The sequence below is a fragment of the Micromonospora sp. BQ11 genome (assembly GCF_052068135.1).
In the GTDB taxonomy this organism is placed as follows: Bacteria; Actinomycetota; Actinomycetes; order Mycobacteriales; family Micromonosporaceae; genus Micromonospora.
In genome coordinates this window covers 114,522-133,773 of record NZ_JBQHDB010000013.1, presented here as the reverse complement: position 1 = coordinate 133,773, position 19,252 = coordinate 114,522, and the positions used below count along the sequence as shown (strand labels likewise).

The following is a 19,252-nucleotide window of genomic DNA, read 5'->3' as shown; positions in this document are numbered from 1 at the left end:
ATCCACGAACTCTGGTGTCCGAGGGGGGACTTGAACCCCCACGCCCTATACGGGCACTAGCACCTCAAGCTAGCGCGTCTGCCATTCCGCCACCCGGACCTGCTCGTCCAGCCTACCGCGCCGCCCGAATGATCTTCTCATCGGCCGGCCGCCCGGCGGGCCGCACGGGGAGTTACTGTACACGCCCCGGATGGATCATGCACATCGGCTTCCGCCAGGTGAACGGCGGCGGCTCGAACGTCGTGATCATGGGCGAATTCCTACCTTTCCCGGCGGGTCCGGGTAGCGGTCGGGCGGTCGGTGGCGGCAGCATGACGGTGTGTCCCATCCCTCCCCGCTCGCCACGGTCCAGCACCGGGCTCTCGCCCTGCGGGATGCCGGCGAGCACGCCGCCGCACACCGGTTGCTCACCGACGCCGTCGAGTCGGCCCACCCGCCGTACGGGCCGGACCACCCGGACACCCTGAGCACCGCGCACCTGCTGGCCCGTCTGTACCGGGAGGCGGACGAGCCGAGCGCGGCCCGCCGGGTGCTGGAGGAGGCGTTCGCGGCCGGGGAGCGCCGCTGGCCGCACGCGGACCCGCTGATGCTGGCCCTCGCCTTCGAGCTGGCCGCCGTCGCGGACGAACTGGGCAACCGGCACGAGGCCCGCCGCAACTACACCCGCGTCGTCACCGCCGGCCCCGCCGTGCTCGGCGAGGACCACCCGGCCGTACGCATGGCACGCCGCTACCTCGGCCTCCCCGACCCGGCGGCGACGTCCGCTCCGATCCCATCCGGCCCCGGTGTCGTTGCCGCGCCCGCGCCGCGTACTCCTCCCCCCGGCCCGGCCCCGGCCGCACCGCTCCCGGCGGACAGATCTTTCGCCCAGCCTCCCGCCGCGCCGGGGCACACCGGGGCGGCCGCCGGTCCGGCCGGGTCACCGGGTACGGATGCCCTCACCGGCCCCACCGTCTCGCTCGCGGTCCTGACGACCACCTGGCGGCCGCACGACGGCGAGACGGCCACCGCCCACCTGCCCCGGATCCCCGCGGAGGACGCGCCGTCCGCTCACGGCGATCCCCGTGCCAGGAGTCTGGTCGGTCCGACCGACCGGCACCCCCTGGTACCGGCTCCGCGCACGTCGCCGCCCGACACCGGGCCTCCCCCGCCTGCACGCCCGACGCCGCCGCCCGTCGCGGCCCAGCCGCCAGCACAGCAGGCACCGATGGTGCCGGCGCCCCGCCCGAGCCCCGGGCCCGGGATGCCGACGGCAGATTGGGCCCCGCTCCACCACGCTCCGTCGTCGGCTCCCACGTCGGGGGCGGCGCCCGGCCCCGGCGTGCCGGCACCCCCGGTGCCGCCCGCGCCGCGCGCGGCCGAGCCCGAGAACCCGCCTCGGGTATGGCCGGACGGGCCGGTCCGGCCGACGGTGCCGGTCGACGTCCCGGCACCGCCGCCGGTCTGGGCGCCGCCGCACCCGCCGGTGCACGGGTCGCCGTGGGCTCCGCCACCGCCGCCTCCTCCGGCGTACTCTGCCGGGCCGGCCTTTCCGACGCCCACGCCGCCCGCGCCTCCGGCACCGTCCACGCTGCCCGCACCGTCCCCGCCGCTCGCACGCCTCGCGCGGCCGGAACCGCCCGCGCCGACGCCCGGTGCTCCGCAACCGGCCCCGCCGCGCCAGCGCACCGGCCATCACGAGGTGACACAGGACCCGTCGACCGGCGCCGGCTGGCCGGTGCGGGAGCCCGGCGGCGATCGGCCGGAACCGGCGCCGCGGCGACCGGCCGCGCCGTCCTGGGCTGAGCCCACCGTTCAGGTACGGCAGCTCGAGCCGCTGCTGGCCGAGGAGCCCGCACGCCCGGCCGCCGGTCCCGTCGAGGGCCCCGTCGCGCCACCGCTGCCGGGGCGACCGCCGGACGGCCACGCCGGAGCGGGCGGGGAGAGCAGCTCGGACCGGCTTCCACCGTCCGTGATGGACCTGGCTCATCCGGTCAGCGCGCCACCCCGTCCGACGAGCGCACCCCCACACCACGTCAGCGGCCCACCCTGGCCGTCGCACCCTACGAGCGCACCCCCACACCAGGTCAGCGGCCCACCCTGGCCGTCGCACCCCACGAGCGCACCCCCACACCAGGTCAGCGGCCCACCGGCCGCGCCGTACGCGCCCGCCCCGGCGACCGCGGGTGGCCCGTCGTCGCACGGCTGGGAGGCGCCGGCCTGGCACGGCGCAGGCGCACCCGGCGAGGAGGGCACGGATCGGCCGCCGCAGGACCACGCCACGTACGGGCACGACGCACCGCCGGACGGCGAGTCGCCGTACGGGCACCCCGGCGGTGGGTCGTGGTTCGGCACGCCGCAGCGGCCCGCGTACCTGCCTCCGGAGGAGGACGGCGGGCGGCGCCGGGCCGGGATCGTCCTCGCGGCGGTGGTCGGTCTGGCGGCGACGGCCGCCACCGGTGTCGGTGTGGGTGCGCTGGTCGTCGACGGTGACCCGGCTTCCACGGCCGCGCCGGTGGCCACGACGGCGGCCGGCGTGACGCCGGGTCCCGCCCCGGGCGGCCTGGCGCTGCGCGACGACGCGGCGTCGGTCACGTTGACCTGGGACGACCCGTCCGGAGGCGCGGTGCCGTTCGTGGTGGCCGGTGGCCGGGCCGGGCAGTCCCTTGGCGTGTTGGCCACGGTGGAACCGGGCCGGACGAGTTGGACGGTCAACGGACTGAACTCGCGGGTGGACTACTGCTTCACCGTCGTCGCGGTGTACTCGACGGACGTGGTCGCCACGTCCGCGCAGGTGTGCACGGAACGTGAGGGCACCGCCGCGCCGGGCTGATCAGTGACGTCACCCCGTGCACGCTGCGTGTCCACAGGCCGACGGTCCGGGTTTCCCCCGACCGGATCGGGCCCTATGATGGCACCCGGCTCTGGGGAGGGTCGCCGGACACCGGCCGCGACCTGCCGGAACGAGACGGGGAGGCAGCCGTTGTGGCCACCATCGACGATGCCGTGACCGCCGGCTCCCCCCGACGACGCTTCCGGGGCGGCCTGGTCACCGTCGGCACCGTGACCGCGCTGCTGGCCGCGATGGGGCTGACCGTGCTGGGCCTTGGCACCGCCGACACCGCGGTGGCCAACCACGATGCGAGTTCCTGGCTGTGGAGCACCGCGCGCGGTGAACTGGCCCGCGCCAACGGCATCACCGCCCGGGTGGACACCCGCGTGGAGGTGCCCGGCGCCCGCCGGCATCCGGCGCAGGTGACGCAGACCGACCGGCTCCTGGTGCTGCGTGACCTCACCACCGGTCAGGTGTCCTCGCTGGACCTGGCCACACTCCAGATCACCGCGACGACGCGGACGACGCCCGGCCTCGGGGTGAGCGTGGCCCTGCACGAGGACGCGGCCTTCATCGTCGACGCGGTCCAGGGGGTCGTCCGGCAGCTCGACCCGCGGTCGCTGGCGCCGATCGGCGAGCCCGTCCGCTACCCGCCGGGCATCACCGGCGGCACGTTCGACGGCAAGGGTCGCCTGTGGATCGCCGTACCGGGTGAGGGCACCGTCTCGGCGATCACCGCGGCGCCGCTGCCGTCCGCGCCCGCGTCGGCGGCGCCCGCCGGGGACGGCCTCAGCCCGGAACGCGTCGAGACGTACGACGTGGCGCAGCCGAGCCACGAGCTGGTCGTCTCCGCCCTCGACGACGGCGTGGCGGTGCTCGACCGTACCGCCGGCACGCTGGTCACGGTCCGCGACGGCGAGGTGGCCACGGCGAAGCTGGACGTCTCGGCCCCGGCGACCCTGCCGGCGCGCACCAGCGGACCGACGGTGCCGGTGACGGTGCCCGGTGAGCGGCGGGTGCACGTGGTCGACGCCGCCGGTGTGGTGCGGCCCATCGCGGTGCCGGGCTCGGGTGACCGGCTGAGCGCGGCGGTGGCCTGGGCGGGCCGGATCTACACCGCCGACGAGACGACCGGGACGGTGTACGCGTTCGACGGCGACGGCCGGCTCGTCGACACCGTCCGCGGCCGCCCGGTCGGGCCGCTGGAGCTGGAGGTACGCGAGAACCACCTCTTCATCAACGCCCCGGACGCGTCGACGGCGCGCGTCGTCGATGACCGGCACCAGGTGCGGGAGGTCGACAAGTACGCCAACGACGTGCTCGGCGGCGATCCGCCGCCGACTCCCCCGCCGCCGCCTCCGCCGAAGAAGCCGAAGGTCGGCAAGCCGGGCGCCCCGCGCGCGGTGACCGCGTCGGCCGGCAACGCGCAGGCCCGGGTGAGCTGGCGGTCGGCCCCGGCCAACGGCGCGGAGATCGTCCGGTACGTGGTGACCGGCGCCGGGCAGCGGCTGGAGGTGGGCGCGAACCAGCGTGCGGTGGAGGTGAAGGGCCTCACCAACGGCGAGACGTACCGGTTCGCGGTGCACGCGGTCAACGCCAAGGGCGCGGGGCCGTCGCGGAACAGCAACCCGGTGACGCCGACGGCGGCGGTGCCGGACCCGCCGGCGAGCGTGACCGCCCAGGAACGGCCGGACGGCACGGTGCTGGTGCGCTGGCCGGCGGCGAACGGGCAGGGCAACACGATCGCCCGGTACGCGGTGACGGCGACGTCGGCGGGCACCAACGCCCCGGCCGGGGAGACCGACAAGACCGAGCTGGTGGTGCCGGCCGGTGAGCTGGAGTACGGCACCCAGTACGCGTTCACGGTGGTCGCGGTCAACGACAAGGGCGCCGGGTCGGCGGCCTCTCCGGTGAGCAACACCGTGGTGCCGTACGCGCCGCCGGACCGGCCGGCCGCCCTGGAGGCGACGACGGTGCCGGACCGGCCGGGAACGGTGGCGGTGCGGTGGGCCCCGGGCGAGGCCAACGGCCGGCCGGTGACGGGATACCTGGTGGACGTGGGGGGCCGGCGCAGCGAGGTGACCGACACGGCCACCACCGTGGAGGGCCTGGGCAACGGGCAGAACGTCACCGTCACGGTGAAGGCGGTCAACGAGGCCGGGCCGGGCCCGGAGGCGACCGCCACCGCGCGGACGGTGGCGGAGCCACGGGTCACCGTGACCGGCTCGTCGGCGACGGCCACCTCGGCGACGGTGCGTTTCACCGTGGACGCCGGCGGCGGCCAGGCCATCTGCACGCTGAGCGCGCCCGGCGAGCCGGCGAAGGCCGGCGGCTGCGGCAGCATCACGATGACCGGGCTGACGCCGGGCACCAGCCACACGTTCACCGTGACCGCGACGAACGCCGCCGGGAGGGGCACCGCCACCCGGGTCCAGGCGACCGCCGCGCTGTACGGTACGGCCACCTGCGTCAACGGGCCGGACGGCGACCAGCGCAGCTACTGCAACGCCGACCGCGACGGCCGCAACGGCAACGAGGTCTTCTCGGTGCCCCGGCAGGACAACGACCGGCAGGTCGGCTGGGCGCGGCCCGGCACCCGGCTGGAGGCGTACTGCCGCCGGGCCGGCGAGAACGTCGACGCGTGGATCTACAACGACCAGAAGCAGAGCACCTGGTGGGTGCAGGTCGACTACGAGGGACGCAACTACATCCCGTGGGCCTGGCTCAACCTCGACGGCGGCGACGACGTCAACGACCTGCCGCCCTGCTGACCCTTTTCCAGGCAAGGAGCACCACCGACCGTGCAGACCCACGACCCGCTCACCCAGCCGGAGGTGCAGGGCTTCGCCGCTCTCGCCGCCCGGCTGGCCGAGAACGTCAACGCGGTCGTGCTGGGCAAGCCCCAGGTGGTCCGGCTGGCGCTGACCGCCCTCTTCGCGCAGGGGCACGTGCTGCTGGAGGACGTGCCGGGGGTCGGCAAGACCACCCTCGCGCGGGCCGTGGCCGCCACCGTCAAGGGTGAGTGGCGGCGCATCCAGTTCACCCCCGACCTGCTCCCCTCCGACGTGTCCGGGGTGACCATCTTCAACCAGGCCACCCGGGGCTTCGAGTTCCACCCGGGGCCGGTGTTCGCCAACATCGTCATCGCCGACGAGATCAACCGGGCGTCGCCGAAGACGCAGTCGGCGCTGCTGGAGGTGATGGAGGAGCGCACCGTCACCGTCGACGGGGTGCGACACCCGGTGCCGCAGCCGTTCCTGGTGGTGGCCACGCAGAACCCGGTGGAGATGGACGGCACGTACCGGCTGCCGGAGGCCCAGCTCGACCGGTTCCTGGTGAAGCTGTCCGTGGGCTACCCGGACGAGGCCGTCGAGGTGGAGGTGCTGCGCGGGGCGACGGTCCGCTCCCCGGAGGCGCTCACCCCGGTCACCGACACCGCGACCGTCGGGGAGATGGTGCGGATGGCGCTGCGGGTGCACATCGCCGAGCCGCTCTACGCGTACGCGGTGCGCCTGGCCGCGGCGACCCGCGCGCATCCGCAGGTGCGGGTCGGGGTCAGCCCGCGTGGGGTGATCGCGCTGACCCGGGCGGCGTGCGCGTACGCGCTGATCGACGGGCGGGGCTGGATCATGCCGGAGGACCTGAAGACCCTCATCGAGCCGGTGTTCGCCCACCGTCTGCTGCTCACCCCCGACGCGCAGGTACGCGGGGTGACCGCCGCCGAGGTGCTGCGCCAGGCCGTCGCGTCCGTGCCGGTGCCGCTGCCCTCCGGGCAACCGGCGCCGGTGCGCAGCTGAGGAGGGGCGTGGGGATCACCGCCCGTGGCGTCGGGCTGCTCGTGGCCGCCGTGGTGCTGCTCGGCGTCGGGTTCCGGTTCGCGTACCCCGAGTTGGTGCTGTTGGGCGCGGCGGCCGCGGCGGCGGTCGGCTACGCCGGGGCGGTCGCGGCGCGGCGGCCCCGGTTGGAGGTGACCCGCGTCGCGGACCCGGACCGGGTGGCGCGCGGCGAGCCGGCGACGATGACGCTGACCGTCCACAACGGTGGGCGGTGGCGGGTGGCGAGCCTGGTCGCCGAGGACCGGTGCGGGGACCGGACGGTCCCGGTGCCGCTGCTGCGGTTGCGGCCGGGTCGGGACACGACAGTGCGCTACGACGTGCCGACCACCCGAAGGGGCGTGGTGCCGGTGGGTCCGCTGCGGGTGATCCGGCGCGACCCGTTGGGCCTGGTGGCGCTGGCGCGCCCGTACGGTGCGACGGTGCCGGTGTGGGTGCACCCGCGGATCCACCCGATGAGCGCGGTGCCGACCGGGGCCGGTCGCAGCCTGGACGGGCGGGTGGACGCCGTGCCGCACGGGTCGATCACGTTCGACTCGCTCCGGGAGTACGTGGTCGGCGACGAACTGCGCCGGGTGCACTGGCGGACCAGCGCCCGGGTGGGCGAGCTGATGGTGCGGGAGAACGTGGACACCAGCCTGCCCCGGATCGTGGTGCTGCTGGACAACCGCGCCGCCGCCCACCCGGACCGCGTCGACGGGGTGGCCGAGTCGTTCGAGTCGGCGTGCGAGGCCGCCGCGTCGGTGGTCACCGCCGCGTACCGGTCGGACCTGCCGGTGGTGCTGCTGCTGGTGGTACCCGACGACGACGCCGGGTCCGCCGAGCCGCACGGCCCACTGGACCGGCTGGCCGCGGTACGCCTCGGTGCCGTCGACGATCTCCAACCGGCCGTCGACCGGCTGCGTCGGGACCGGCTCGGCGACACCCTCGTCCTGCTCACCGGCCCCGGCGGCCGGGCCGACCTGGGCACGGTGGGCGCGCTGCGGGGCGCGTACCCCTCGGTGGTCGTGGGGGTCCTCGGGGCGTCGGAGCCGGCGCCGTCGGACGCGGCGGGCCTGGTGGTGGTGAACGCCGACGGCGGCGCGGGCTTCGCCGCCGAGTGGGACCGGGTGCGCCGGTGGTGACCCTGCAGCGGCCGGCGGACACCGCCGCCCCGGAGGACGTCCGGCCGCCCGCGGTGGCGCGGGCGGGCCGGGTCCTGGCGGCGACGCCGCTGCCGGTCGCGCTGGTCGCGCTGGTCGGCCTGGCCGGGGTGGTGCTCGACCGGGTGTACGCGGGGTCGCTGCTGACCGTGCTGGTGCTCGGGTCGGCGCTCGGGTCGGTGCTGGTGAGCGTGGCGGCACGTCGGCTCCCGTCGTGGGTGGTGGCGCCGCTGTCGGTGCTGGCCCTGGCCGGCTGGGCGGTGTGGTCGGTGCGCCGGGCGGCCGACGGGTCCGGCCTGCCGGGCTCGCTGGCTCAGATCGCCGTCGACGCCGCCGCCAACGGCATCCCCCGGCTGCTGACGGCGCTGATCCCGGTCGAACCGGCGCCGGACACGGTGCTGGTGCCGGTGGTGGCCGCGTGGCTGGCCGGCCTCGCCGGCGCGGAGGTGGCGCTGCGGGCCCGCCGGGTGCTGCTGGGTTACCTGCCGCCGGTGCTGCTGTACGGAAGCGCGCTCTACGTGGTGGGCCCGAACGCCGACCCGGCGGTCCGGCCCACCCTCGCGTTCGTCGCCGTGGCGGTGCTCGGCCTGGTGGCCGTCTCGGGCGGTCCGGCGGGCACCGCCGACCCCGCGGCGGGACTGCCCCCGGCCGTCCGGGCGGTGGTGCGGCTGCGGCTCGCGGTGGCCTCCGCCGCCGGCGTCGCCGTGGTGGTCGCGTTGACCGTGCTGATCGGGCCGCTGCTCGCCGGGCAGGTCGGCGGGCGACCGGTGGACCCGCGCCGGTACGTCGAGCCGCCGCGCGTCGACGCCCTGGACGAGAACCCGCTGGTCCGCATCTCCGGCTGGGCGCTGAACCCCGAGCAGCAACTGCTGGAGGTGACCACCCGGGAGCCGGCCGCGCCGCCGCCGGTCGACGGCGCCGAGCCGGCCGCGTCCGGCACCCGGATCCGGCTGGCGGTGCTCAGCGACTACGACGGGGTGACCTGGCGGGTGGGCGCGACCTACCGCAACGCCGGGCGGATCCTTCCGGCGCCGGCGCCGGCGGAGTCGGCCACCACCGAGACGGTACGCCAGGAGATCACCATCGCGGAGCTGCGCGGTCGCCTGCTGCCGGCCGTCGCCACCCCGAGCGAGGTCACCGGGGCCCGGGTGGCGTACGACCCGGCGACCGGGACGCTCATCCGACCGGAGGGGCTGGCCCCGGGCCTGCGGTACGCGGTGACGTCGGTGCGCGAGCGGCCGGAGGAGAACCTGCTGTCCACCGCCAGCGTGCCGGCCGGCGAGGAGGTGGCCCGGGTGCTGCGGGTGCCCGACGGCGTACCCGACCCGGTGCGGCGCCTCGCCACCGAACTGTCGGAGTCCCACGGCGCACCGTACGCGCGGGCCACCGCCGTCGAGCAGTTCATCGCCGAGCACTACCGGCTGGTGGCGGACGCACCCAGCGGGCACGCGTACCCGAACCTGGCCTTCTTCCTGTTCGGACCGCGCGAGGCGGGCGGGCAGCGCGGGACGTCGGAGCAGTTCGCCGCGTCCTTCGCGGTGCTGGGCCGGCTGGCCGGCCTGCCGACCCGGGTGGTGGTGGGCTTCCAGTCGACCGGAAACGGTCCGGTGCGGGCCGGCGACGCGTACGCCTGGCCGGAGGTGCTCTTCGACGGGCTGGGCTGGGTGCCGTTCGATCCGCTGCCCCGACCCGAGGACGAGCCGCGCCCGGTCGAGGAGGACTTCCGCCCGAAGCCGGAGGAGCCGCCCCCGTCGGAGGTGCCGGAGCCGACGGTGGAACCGACCGCCCCGCCGGCACCGTTGGCCGCGCCGGACGACCCGGCCGACGCCGGCGGGCCGGGCACGCCGGTGCTGGTGGGTGCCGGCGCCGGTGGCGCGCTGCTGCTGGTCGTGGCAGTGCTGCTCACCCTGGCGGCGCTGCGCCGGTCGGCGACCCGCACCCGCCTGGAGCGGGGTGACCCCGGTCGACGTATCGCCGGCGCCTGGCGGGAGGTCACCGACGCGCTGCGGCTGGCCGGGCACCCGGTGGGCGGCGACCTGTCCGCCACCGAGGTCGCCGTCCGGGCCCGCCAGGTGCTGACCGACGCCCAGGCACACTCCGGCGGCCCCGGCGGGCCGGTCGGTCCCGGGGCCGACCTCGACGGTCCCGGCGGTCCCGGCGGTCCCGGCGTGGAGGAACTGGCCGACCTGCTCAACCGGGTCGCCTTCGCCCCCGGCGCGGCCGGGGACGCGCAGGCGGACCGTGCGACGGCGGTCGCGCGGCACTACGTCGCCGCTCTCCGCGCGGCCCGCCCCCGGTGGCGCCGCCTCCTCTGGTCGGTCCACCCCGCTCCCCTGCGCAACCCGGCCACCCCCACCCGCCCGGCTGACCCCGCCCACCCTCTCGGTTGATCAAGAAGTTCGCGTCACCGGGCACGCCGGATCTGACGCAAACTTCTTGATCGACGCGGAGACAGCGGAGACAGCGGACCGCCGGGGGAAGGTGGGTCAGGTGGTCAGGCGGCGGACGAGCTTGCGGAGGCCGGCCTGCCAGCCGTCCGGGTCCTCGGCGCGGCGGCGGGCGTAATCGGCGACCTCCGGGTGCGGGAGGATCAGGAAGCGCTCCTCGGCGAGGCCGGCGATCACCGCGTCGGCGACCTGCTCCGGGGTGAGCACGGCCCCGGAGGCGGCGATGACCTTCGCGCCGAGGTGACCGGCGACCAGCCCGTCGGCGAGCATCGGCGTGTCCACCCCCTGCGGGCAGAGCGCGCTGACCTTGACGCCCCGGTCGCGGTAGGTGATCGCGAGCCACTCGGCGAAGCCGACCGCGGCGTGCTTGGTGGCGGTGTACGGGGCGTCGCCGACCGCGGTCAGCACACCCGCCGCCGAGCAGGTCATCAGCAGGTGGCCGCCGCCCCGGGCCAGCATCGCCGGCAGGACCGCGCGGGCGGCGTACACGTGGGCCAGCACGTTGACCCGCCAGGCCCGGTCCCATCCGGCGTCGTCGACCTCGATCCCGCCGCCGGTGGCCACGCCCGCGTTGGCGCAGAACAGGTCGATGCGCCCGTACCGTCGCTCGGTGTCGGCGACCAGCGCGCGGACCTGCTCCTCGTCGGTCACGTCGAGGCCCACGCCGTGCGCGACCGGGCCGACCGCCTCGGCCACCGCACGGGCGGCGTCGGCGGCCAGGTCGGCCACCACGACGGCGGCGGCGCCCTCGGCGACGAACCGGCGGACCAGCGCCGCCCCGATGCCACCGGCCCCGCCGGTGACCACCACGACCCGGTCGGTGAGGTTCACGACCGCTCACCGCCGCCCAGCCGGCCGATGACGTCGAGCAGGGCCGCCGCGCCGCCCGTGGTCAGCTCGGGTGTCGGCAGCAGCGCGAGCACCGGCACGTCCACGCCGGCCTCGGCGTACCGGAGGGCCTCCGCCCGGCAGTGCTCCGGGGAGCCGTGCAGCACCAGCGCGTCGACCACCTCGTCGGGCACCGCCGCGCCGGCACCGCGCCGGTCGCCGGCCGCCCAGGCCTTCCACATCTCCTCGAACACCGCCGTCCGGCCGAGCCAGCGGTGGAACTCCGCGTACGCGGGCACGGTCAGGTAGCTGGTGATCAGCCGGCGGCCCAGCGTGCGGGCGTACGTGGCGTCCTCGGTGGGGCAGACGAAGATCCGTGCGACCACGTCGAAGCCGGGCTTGCGTTCCCCGAGGACCCCGAGCGCCTGCGGGACGTCACCGGCGGCGAGCCAGTTGAGGATCACGCCGTCGGCCTCGGCGGCGGCCAGCCGCAGCATGCCCGGCCGCAGCGCGGCGAGCAGCACCGGCGGTGGTACGGCCGGCGGCCGTTCCAGCGTGAACCGGCGGACGGTGAACGTCTCGTACGCCTCGTCGACCGTCGCCCCGGACAGGGCGGCCTTCAGGAAGCGGAGCATGTCGCGGGTGCGCCGGAAGGGCTCGGTGAACTCCCTCGCGTTCCAGTCGTGCACCAGCACCGGCGAGGACGCGCCGATGCCCAGCGCGAACCGGCCCGGTGCCGCCTCGGCCAGCGCGGCCGCGCTCATCGCCAGCAGGCCCGGCCCCCGGGTGAAGACCGGCGCGATCGCGGTGCCCAGCCGCAGCCGGGGTGCCCACGCGGCGGCCAGCACCAGCGGGGTGAAGGCGTCCGCCCCGTTCACCTCCGACGACCAGAGCTCGGTGAAGCCGGCCCGGTCCAGGGCCGCGTAGACCGCGGCATGGTCGGCGAGCGGGATGCCGCCGAGCGGCACCGTCATACCCCATCGCGTCGTCATCGGTCGATGGTGCCCGCCCGCCGCGTCACCACGCAAGATCGGCGACGTACCGGGGCGGCGGGGCCCCGCGCTAATCTGCATCCCGTGACCTTCTCCCTCGTAGCGCGCTCCGACGACGGCCGGCTGCACGGCGTCGTGGTCGCGAGCAGGTTCCTGGCCGCCGGGGCGCTGGTGCCGGCCGCCGAGGCCGAGATCGGCGCCATCGCGACCCAGGCCCACGTCAATCTGGCGTACCGCCCGCAGGGGCTGACGCTGCTGCGCACCGGAGTGGCGGCGGCGGACGTGGTCGCCGGGTTGGTGGCCGCCGACGGGGAGCGGGACCACCGCCAGGTCGGCGTGGTCGCCGCCACCGGCGCGGGTGCCACCTGGACCGGCCCGGCGTGCCATCCGTGGGCGGGTGGTCAGGCCGGGGACGGCTGGGCGGCGCAGGGCAACATCCTGGCCGGGCCGCAGGTGATCGACGCGGTGCGCGACGGCTGGTTGGGCGGGGCGTCGCTGTCGTTCCCGGAGCGGCTGGTCGCCGCGCTGCGCGCCGGCGACCAGGCCGGCGGTGACCGGCGCGGCCGGCAGAGCGCCGGGCTGCTGGTGGTGGAGCGCGGCGCTGGGTACGCGGGCACCAGCGACGTCCTGGTGGACCTGCGGGTCGACGACCATCCCGACCCGGTCGCCGAACTCGGCCGGCTGCTCGCGATCCACACCCTGCTGTTCAGCCGCCCCGATCCGGCGACGCTGCTCGACCTGACCGGCGCGGTCGCCGCGGAGGTGGCCGCGCTGCTGGCCGCCCTGGGGCACCCGGTCGACCCGGCGGCTCCCGAGGAGGCGCTGATCGGCTGGGCCGGGATGGAGAACCTGGAGGAGCGCCTGGTCCCGGGTCGGCTCGACCCGATCGTGCTGGACCACCTGCGCAAGGCCGTCCCGCACGTCCCGGCGCCCCGCACGGCGAGCGAGCCGACGGCGGCCCCCTGACCGGCGCTCAGGCGGCGAAGCTGAGCCGGCGGAAGCCGGCCGCGTCGACGGTCGCGCGTTCGTCCCCGGTCAGCGGGGCCCGCCCGGTGGTCTTGCGGATCAGGGTGAGCCGGTCCCAGCCCAGCTCGGACGGGACCGGCCGGCCTGCGGTGAGCAGGTCGGCGACGACCGCCGCCGCGCTCGGGGTCAGCCACGGGTCCCGGTTCAGCGCCGCGGCCAGGTCCAGGCCGTGCACGCCGACCTCCACCACCCGCGTACGGAGGAACTCGGTGAGCGCCATCGCGTCACCGTGGCGGGTGCGCACCACCCGGTCGGCCGGTGCGTGGTCCACCGCGTCGAGGGTGGTTCGCCAGGTGCGGTCGAAGTCCGCCGCCAGCGCCGCCGGGCCGCCGTGGCGGGCCTCCCGCCGGCCCCCGTCGATCCGGTCGGCGTCCACCGCCGGGGTGAACTTCGCCGCGCCGAAGTAGCCGGCGGCGTCGACCTCGGCGTGAGGCGGGGCGGGTGCGGCGAGCATGTCGGCCAGTCGACCGGCGCCGGTCCGGACGTGTGCCAGCAGTTCCCGCACCGTCCAGGGTACGCAGTCGGTGGGGCGGTCGAGGTCGGCGGCGGCGAGGCCGGCGAGCACCTCGCCCAGCCGTGTGCACTCGTCCCGGAAGGCTTCGCGTACCGTCGGCATCCGCGGCGCGTCAGCCCTTGTAGCGCGGGACGAGCCGGTGGACGCTGGTCAGCACCAGGGCCATCACCACGGCCATGGTGCCGGCGATGCCGGCGGCGCTGCCGGCGTACCCGACGAAGAGTGGGCGCCGGCCCAGCTCGTCCGGGGCGGCCCGGGGCACCTCGACCAACCAGGCCAGCGCCAGTGCGCAGCCGGCGACGGCCACCAGACCCCCCACGCCGAGGACGAGAGTGGCGACGCGGTGCGCGTCGGCCGACTCGACCTGCGCCTGCTCCCGCTGGGTGATCAGCAGCAGCAGGCCGGCCAGGGCGGCCCACACACCGACCACCAGGTACGCCGCCACCGCGTCGCTGGGCCGGTGCCAGCCCGCCGAGAGGGTGGCCACGCCGGCGATCGCCGCGTACGCGGTGGCCACGAACGCGCCGACGGCGCGGACCGTGCGGGGCAGGACGAGCACCAGCGCCACCCCGACGGCGGCGGCGACCGTGGTGTGGCCGCTCGGCAGGCTGTTGCCGACCGCCGCCCGTTCCGGGTCGACGCCGAAGTCCGGCCGGACCAGCCCGTACTTGAGCAGTTGGGTGGTGGCGTTGGCGCCGACGATCAGCAGGGTCGCGGTGACGGCCAGCGCGATCCGGCCCCGGATGAGCGCGATGAAGCCGATGACGGCGGTGACCGCGACCAGGGCGACGACGGACATCGCGTTGAGGACGGTGTTCACCGGGCCGTCGATGCGGTCCTGGCCGATCTGGTTGCCGGTGAGCGCCACCGTGTCGATCCACTGGCCCAGCTCGGAGTGGACGGCGTAGCGCCACACCACGAGGAAGGCGGCGGCCTGGGCGAGCGCCAGCACGACCAGCCATACCGCGGTTGAACCCCTTGCCGTCACTCGCACCCGCACAACCTATCGGCCGCCTCCGGCCGGACGGCCGGTGGGAGGTGGTGGCCGATAGGTTGGGTCTGACCTGAGGAGGTGACGGTGACCGGCAGACCGGGACGCGGAGCGCCACGGCCGCAGCCGACGGAGTCGCTCGCCGATCTGCTCGGCGGGCGGCGGGGCGCGGTCGACGCGACCGTGCCGCCGGTGGCGTTCGCCGTGGGCTGGCTCCTCGGCGGGAACTCGCTCGCCGGTGGCGTCGCCGCGGCGGTGGTGGCCGGGGCGGCGGTGGCGGGGTGGCGGTTGCGCCGCGGCGACCGGCCCCGCTCGGTGCTGGTGGGCCTGCTCGCCGTGTGCGTGGCCGCGCTGGTCGCGCTGCGGACCGGTCGCGCCGAGGACTTCTTCCTCGTCCAGCTCGTCGCGAACGCGGCCAGCGCGCTGGCCTGGATGGTGAGCATCGTCGTGCGCTGGCCCCTGCTCGGGGTGCTGGTGGGTGTCGCGCTGCGGCAGCGGACCCGGTGGCGGCGCGACCCGGCGCTGCTGCGGGCGTACTCCCGGGGCAGCTGGGTCTGGGCGGCGACGTACGTGCTGCGGGTGGCGGTGTTCCTGCCGCTCTGGCTGGGCGGTCAGGTGGTCGCGCTGACCGTCGCCCGGGTGGCGTTGACGTGGCCGCTGGTGGCCGCCGCGCTGGCGGGAAGCTGGGTGGTGGTGCGCCGGTCACTGCCGGCCGGTCACCCGGGGCTGCGTCACCCGGTGACCCTCGACGGTGACGCCGGCCCCGGCCCGGAGTGGGCGGACAGCGGGACCGGACCGACCGAAAAATAAGGGAGAGGCCGCCACGGGGGGAGCGGCCTCTCCGGTGACGTACGTTACTCCGTCGGGAACCCTTGCGTGATCCCGTGGCGGCCACTTTTTCGGGCTTTTTCGCAGTGGCCGCACATTCGGTTGGTGGGTGGGCCGGCCGGTCCGCTGCGTCGGCCGGACCGGCCGGTCCACCCCGGCCTGACCGTGGGCGTCAGGCCGTCCGCCGACCGGGCATCAGCTCCCCCAGGCCCGGCCGACGTCGGGTGGGCGGCGGCCGTACCGCCCACCCGACTCCGGTGGTTCAGCCGTTCGGGAACAGGTGACCGTAGTCGGCGTACGCCATGGCGACGTCGGCCTGCGCCCAGAAGCGGTGGTAGTTGAAGACCGGCTCCGCGCCGCCCTTCAGGTACGCCTCGACCTTCGGCCAGTCGGGGTCGTTCTTGTAGAAGGAGCGGATGTCGAGGAAGCTCTTGCCCGAGGCGATCGCGTCGCCGTTGGGCATGGTGCCGGTCCAGCCGGACGGGACGTAGAGGCCCTGGCCGGTGGCGGCGTCGTACACGTCGTCGAAGCGGCGGTAGTCACCGCGCTTCTCCGGCCGCGAGACACCCTTGGCGTCGCTGGCCGCGTGCAGCGCGTCCAGCAGACCCTTCGCGGTGTTCTTCGCCGAGACGTTGCCCGACTTCGCCGCGTACGCGATCAGGATGCGGGCGTAGGCGGCGGCGACGCCGACGTCCTGGCCCTTGCCGATGACCTCGACGTGCAGGCCGGTGTTCGGCTGCGGGCTGGTCGGGTTCCAGGTGTTCGGCTTGCCGGTCCACTTCAGCTCCGACGGGATCGACCAGTCGGCGCCGAGGGTGGTGTTGGCGATCGCCCACGGCACCCACTTGTCCAGCAGCGCCTTGGCCCTGGTGTTGCCGGTCTGGAGGTACAGCTCGGCGATGCGCTGCATCGACCAGGCCTGCATGCCGAACCACTGGTTCGACGGCGGGTCGTGGTAGACGGGCTTCTCGTCGTAGAACATGCCGTAGAAGGTCGGCGTGCCGGCCGGCGGCTGGGCGTAGCTGCCCTGCCAGCTGTTGGTGGCGCCGCCGGCGATGCCGCCCTCGGCGGACTGGAGCCAGGTGTAGAACTCCAGCTGCCGCTCGAAGCTCTTGGTCCAGTCGGTGACCGCGGTCGGCGACTTGGGCTTCAGCTCGGCCACGTTGGTCAGCGCCCAGGCCGCGAACGGGTTCTGGTAGCCGAAGTGGTTGTGGCTGGAGCCGATCCGCCACGACCAGTTCTGGTTGGCCTCGTACGCGCCACCCCAGGCGTAGTACCAGGACATGAGGTAGTGCGCGGAGTCCTTGCCGGAGCCGGCCGGGCAGGTGCTGGCCCCGACGCAGTTGCCGATCTTCTTGAAGTACTTGTCGAACATCGCGTAGCGCAGGTAGTCGCCCATCTTGGCGGCCTTGGCCACGGTGGCCGCCACGTCGGCCGCCTTGCCCTGCTCCTTGGCCCAGGTCAGGGCCCAGTACGCGGCCTGCACGGCGCGCGCGTCGGCGTCCGGGGCGTTGGTGTACTTCCACTGCTTGGCCGGGGCGTTGGCCTCCTTGATCGAGAGGTCGAGGAAGCCGTACCGGCCGCCGTGGGCGAAGGTCTCGCAGGACGGCTGCGGAACCGTCTCCCACACCGACTCCTGCGGGCCCCGCTGGAAGGTGTTGATGTACGCCGGCCGGGTCGTGCCGTCGCCGCAGCGGCCGAAGCCGTAGGTGTTGTCCACGTCGAGCAGCCAGTGCATGCCGTAGATGTCACCGGTGCCGTAGGCGGTTTGGAGTTCGGCGCGCAGCGGGTCCTGACCGACCGGCACCGACGGCTCCAGCGCCGACGGGTACTGGTTGGGCAGGTCGTGCTCGGCCGCGTACTGCGCGGTGCCCGGTGCGCCGGCGGTGGGCTGGTCGGCGTGGGACGGGATGATGTATTTCTCCATGACCGTCCAGGCGTTGTTGAACGGGGCCCAGTTCTGGGTGACCCGTCCGTAGTTGGCCTCCAGCCACAGCCAGAAGCTGAACGCCTCGCTGGTGGTCTCGTGGCCGTGGTCGGGCGCCTCGACGATCAGCGTCTCGATGGAGTGGTACGGCACGCCCTCCGGGCTGAAGTAGCCGGAGTTCTTGATCTTGCCGTACTGCTCCAGGAACCGCGTGGTCCAGGCGTTGTTCCCGCCGGGGGTGTCGTTGTCGATCTCCGTTGCGGTGACGGCGAGCGGGGCGTACCCGGTCGCCGAGGCGGTGATCGTGGCGGTGCCACCGCTGGTGTCGGAGTCCTCCGCCGCCGCCACGGTCACGGCCACCCCGGTGTTCCAGTTGGTCGGGGTCAACGTCACCGAGGCCGGCGAGACGGTCACGTCCGTGTCGCCGGTACGGGCCAGCGTCACCGGCACGTTCGCCGACGGCAACCCGCTGAGCTTGAGGTTGAAGGTGGTGCTGCCGCCCTCGTTGACGCTCACCGCGGACGGGGTGGCCACCAGCGTCGGGCCGCTGGCCGGGGACACGGTGAACGACTTCTCGGCGATGGCGGAGAGGTTGGCGTTGTCGTACGCCTTGGCCTGGACGGTGTAGCTGCCGGCCGGCAGGTCCTCCAGCGTGTAGCCGTACGGCGCGGTGGTGTCGGTGTTGACCAGCAGCCCGTTGCGGTAGAACTCGACCTTGCTGATCGTGCCGTCCGGGTCGCTCGCGGTCGCGGTCAGCGGCACGTCGGCGGGGGCCTCGAACGGGCCGGCGGGCACGCTCAGCCCAACCGTCGGCGGCTGCTGCGGCGCGGCGCCACAGGTGACGCCGTTGACCGAGAACGAGGTCGGCTTCGGGTTGGTCCCGCTGTGCGAGCCGTTGAAGCCGATGCTGGTCGAGGCGCCGGTGGCCAGGCTGCCGTTCCACGACTCGTTGGTGGCGGTGACCTGGTTGCCGGTCTGGCTCCACTTCGCCGACCAGCCCTGGGTGACCTTCTGGTCCGCCGGGAAGGCGAAGCGCAGCGTCCAGCCGTTGACCGGGTCGCCGAGGTTCTTGATGGTGACGTTCGCGGTGAAGCCGTTGTTCCAGTCGCTGGTCGCGTAGACCACGTCGCAGGCCGGAGCGGCCTGCGCGACGCCGGCCGGCAGGGTGACCCCACCGATGGCCAGCGCGGTGGCGGCGACCATCGCCAGGCGGCGACGTCTAGCCAGGTTTCTCATGTGCGCGATGTCTCCTCGGACCGGGCCGGGGCGGGCGCCCCGGCAGGGCGCCGGACGGTGCGTCGGGGGGTTCACGGCACCCGGGATGGTGGTCGTCCCCGGCCGTAGCCGGGGTCGTCGGGAGGGGCGCGGCCGTGCCGCGTCCCTCGTCGGGTGCCATGCCGGCGGTACCGGCTGCCCTCGGCGACCCACGCTCACGCGAGCTGGCTCCACATCGCGATCGGTCGTCAGTGTGCCACGGGTGGAAGCGCTCCCACAAGAATCCGTCGATGTCTTAGCAGGTCGATGTTTCGATCTCGTTCGGGGGCTTTCACAAAGCCGTGACGGGCGTTACAGTCGCAGCATCGTCGATGGGAGCGCTTCCATCGACGGAGTTCCACAAGGAAGATCACCCGTGGCGCGGCCGAGTGCGGCGACCTCGGGAGAAAGCCCGAGGGCTGACGGCGGGCCAGCCCGGACGCCGCCGTCAGCCATCATCCCACCACGTGGAGGGAGGTGGATCCTCAAGCCACTCGCGTGGCCCGGCTCCCGCGCGACACGTACGAACAGGGATGCCATTCCGCACGTACGTGTGCCGCAACGGTGGGGACGGGGGTTGCCCTCCCCCGTCCCCACCCTAAACCCCCGTCCCCGGTGGAAGAAGTGCCGACCAGACGGCTCGTCCACCCCACCTTCG

Annotated in this window: 12 protein-coding genes and 1 tRNA gene; 7 read left to right on the top strand and 6 right to left on the bottom strand. The window is 75.1% G+C overall.

Annotated elements, in window-relative coordinates; all coding sequences use genetic code 11:
* Positions 1-12: 12 nt before the first annotated feature.
* Positions 13-99: transfer RNA gene (locus ACTMSW_RS24730), tRNA-Leu, on the bottom strand.
* Positions 100-319: 220 nt separating this feature from the next.
* Here ACTMSW_RS24730 and ACTMSW_RS24725 point away from each other — a divergent pair.
* The 5 genes from ACTMSW_RS24725 to ACTMSW_RS24705 all read left to right on the top strand — a co-directional run bounded on the left by ACTMSW_RS24725 (position 320) and on the right by ACTMSW_RS24705 (position 10,177).
* Complete coding sequence (locus ACTMSW_RS24725) at positions 320-2,812, top strand: tetratricopeptide repeat protein (RefSeq protein ID WP_441183069.1); 2,493 nt, start codon at positions 320-322, stop codon at positions 2,810-2,812.
* Between the two features lie 152 nt (positions 2,813-2,964).
* Positions 2,965-5,583 (top strand): fibronectin type III domain-containing protein, encoded by a 2,619-nt coding sequence (locus tag ACTMSW_RS24720; RefSeq protein ID WP_441183068.1) that lies wholly within the window; start codon positions 2,965-2,967, stop codon positions 5,581-5,583.
* A 30-nt stretch (positions 5,584-5,613) separates the two neighbouring features.
* Positions 5,614-6,609 (top strand): AAA family ATPase, encoded by a 996-nt coding sequence (locus tag ACTMSW_RS24715; RefSeq protein WP_441183067.1) that lies wholly within the window; start codon positions 5,614-5,616, stop codon positions 6,607-6,609.
* A gap of 8 nt (positions 6,610-6,617) precedes the next feature.
* Positions 6,618-7,769, top strand: coding sequence for a DUF58 domain-containing protein (locus tag ACTMSW_RS24710; RefSeq protein WP_441183066.1), 1,152 nt, complete (start codon positions 6,618-6,620; stop codon positions 7,767-7,769).
* A complete protein-coding gene (locus tag ACTMSW_RS24705) occupies positions 7,745-10,177 on the top strand; it encodes a transglutaminaseTgpA domain-containing protein (RefSeq protein ID WP_441183065.1) in 2,433 nt (810 codons plus the stop codon). The genes ACTMSW_RS24710 and ACTMSW_RS24705 overlap by 25 nt, the downstream gene beginning before the upstream one ends.
* 96 nt (positions 10,178-10,273) lie before the next feature.
* On the opposite strand, the gene ACTMSW_RS24700 is transcribed toward ACTMSW_RS24705, so the two are convergent.
* Both ACTMSW_RS24700 and ACTMSW_RS24695 read right to left on the bottom strand, forming a co-directional pair.
* Positions 10,274-11,065 (bottom strand): SDR family oxidoreductase, encoded by a 792-nt coding sequence (locus ACTMSW_RS24700; RefSeq protein WP_441183064.1) that lies wholly within the window; start codon positions 11,063-11,065, stop codon positions 10,274-10,276.
* The gene (locus tag ACTMSW_RS24695; RefSeq protein ID WP_441183126.1) at positions 11,062-12,036 is read right to left on the bottom strand and encodes an LLM class F420-dependent oxidoreductase; all 975 of its coding nucleotides are present in this window, start codon (positions 12,034-12,036) and stop codon (positions 11,062-11,064) included. The genes ACTMSW_RS24700 and ACTMSW_RS24695 overlap by 4 nt, the downstream gene beginning before the upstream one ends.
* Positions 12,037-12,138: 102 nt before the next feature.
* On the opposite strand from ACTMSW_RS24695, the gene ACTMSW_RS24690 reads away from it, so the two are divergent.
* Complete coding sequence (locus tag ACTMSW_RS24690; protein ID WP_441183063.1) at positions 12,139-13,020, top strand: DUF1028 domain-containing protein; 882 nt, start codon at positions 12,139-12,141, stop codon at positions 13,018-13,020.
* Between the two features lie 7 nt (positions 13,021-13,027).
* Here the strand turns inward: ACTMSW_RS24690 and ACTMSW_RS24685 are convergent, their stop codons facing one another.
* Complete coding sequence (locus tag ACTMSW_RS24685; RefSeq protein WP_441183062.1) at positions 13,028-13,696, bottom strand: maleylpyruvate isomerase N-terminal domain-containing protein; 669 nt, start codon at positions 13,694-13,696, stop codon at positions 13,028-13,030.
* A gap of 10 nt (positions 13,697-13,706) precedes the next feature.
* A complete protein-coding gene (locus ACTMSW_RS24680; protein WP_441183061.1) occupies positions 13,707-14,594 on the bottom strand; it encodes a phosphatase PAP2 family protein in 888 nt (295 codons plus the stop codon).
* Between the two features lie 78 nt (positions 14,595-14,672).
* Between ACTMSW_RS24680 and ACTMSW_RS24675 the strand changes: the two genes are divergently transcribed.
* On the top strand, positions 14,673-15,395 hold the full coding sequence (locus ACTMSW_RS24675) for a DUF3159 domain-containing protein (protein WP_441183060.1): 723 nt from the start codon (positions 14,673-14,675) through the stop codon (positions 15,393-15,395).
* A 280-nt stretch (positions 15,396-15,675) separates the two neighbouring features.
* Here the strand turns inward: ACTMSW_RS24675 and ACTMSW_RS24670 are convergent, their stop codons facing one another.
* On the bottom strand, positions 15,676-18,567 hold the full coding sequence (locus ACTMSW_RS24670) for a glycoside hydrolase family 48 protein (RefSeq protein ID WP_441183125.1): 2,892 nt from the start codon (positions 18,565-18,567) through the stop codon (positions 15,676-15,678).
* Positions 18,568-19,252: the final 685 nt, after the last annotated feature.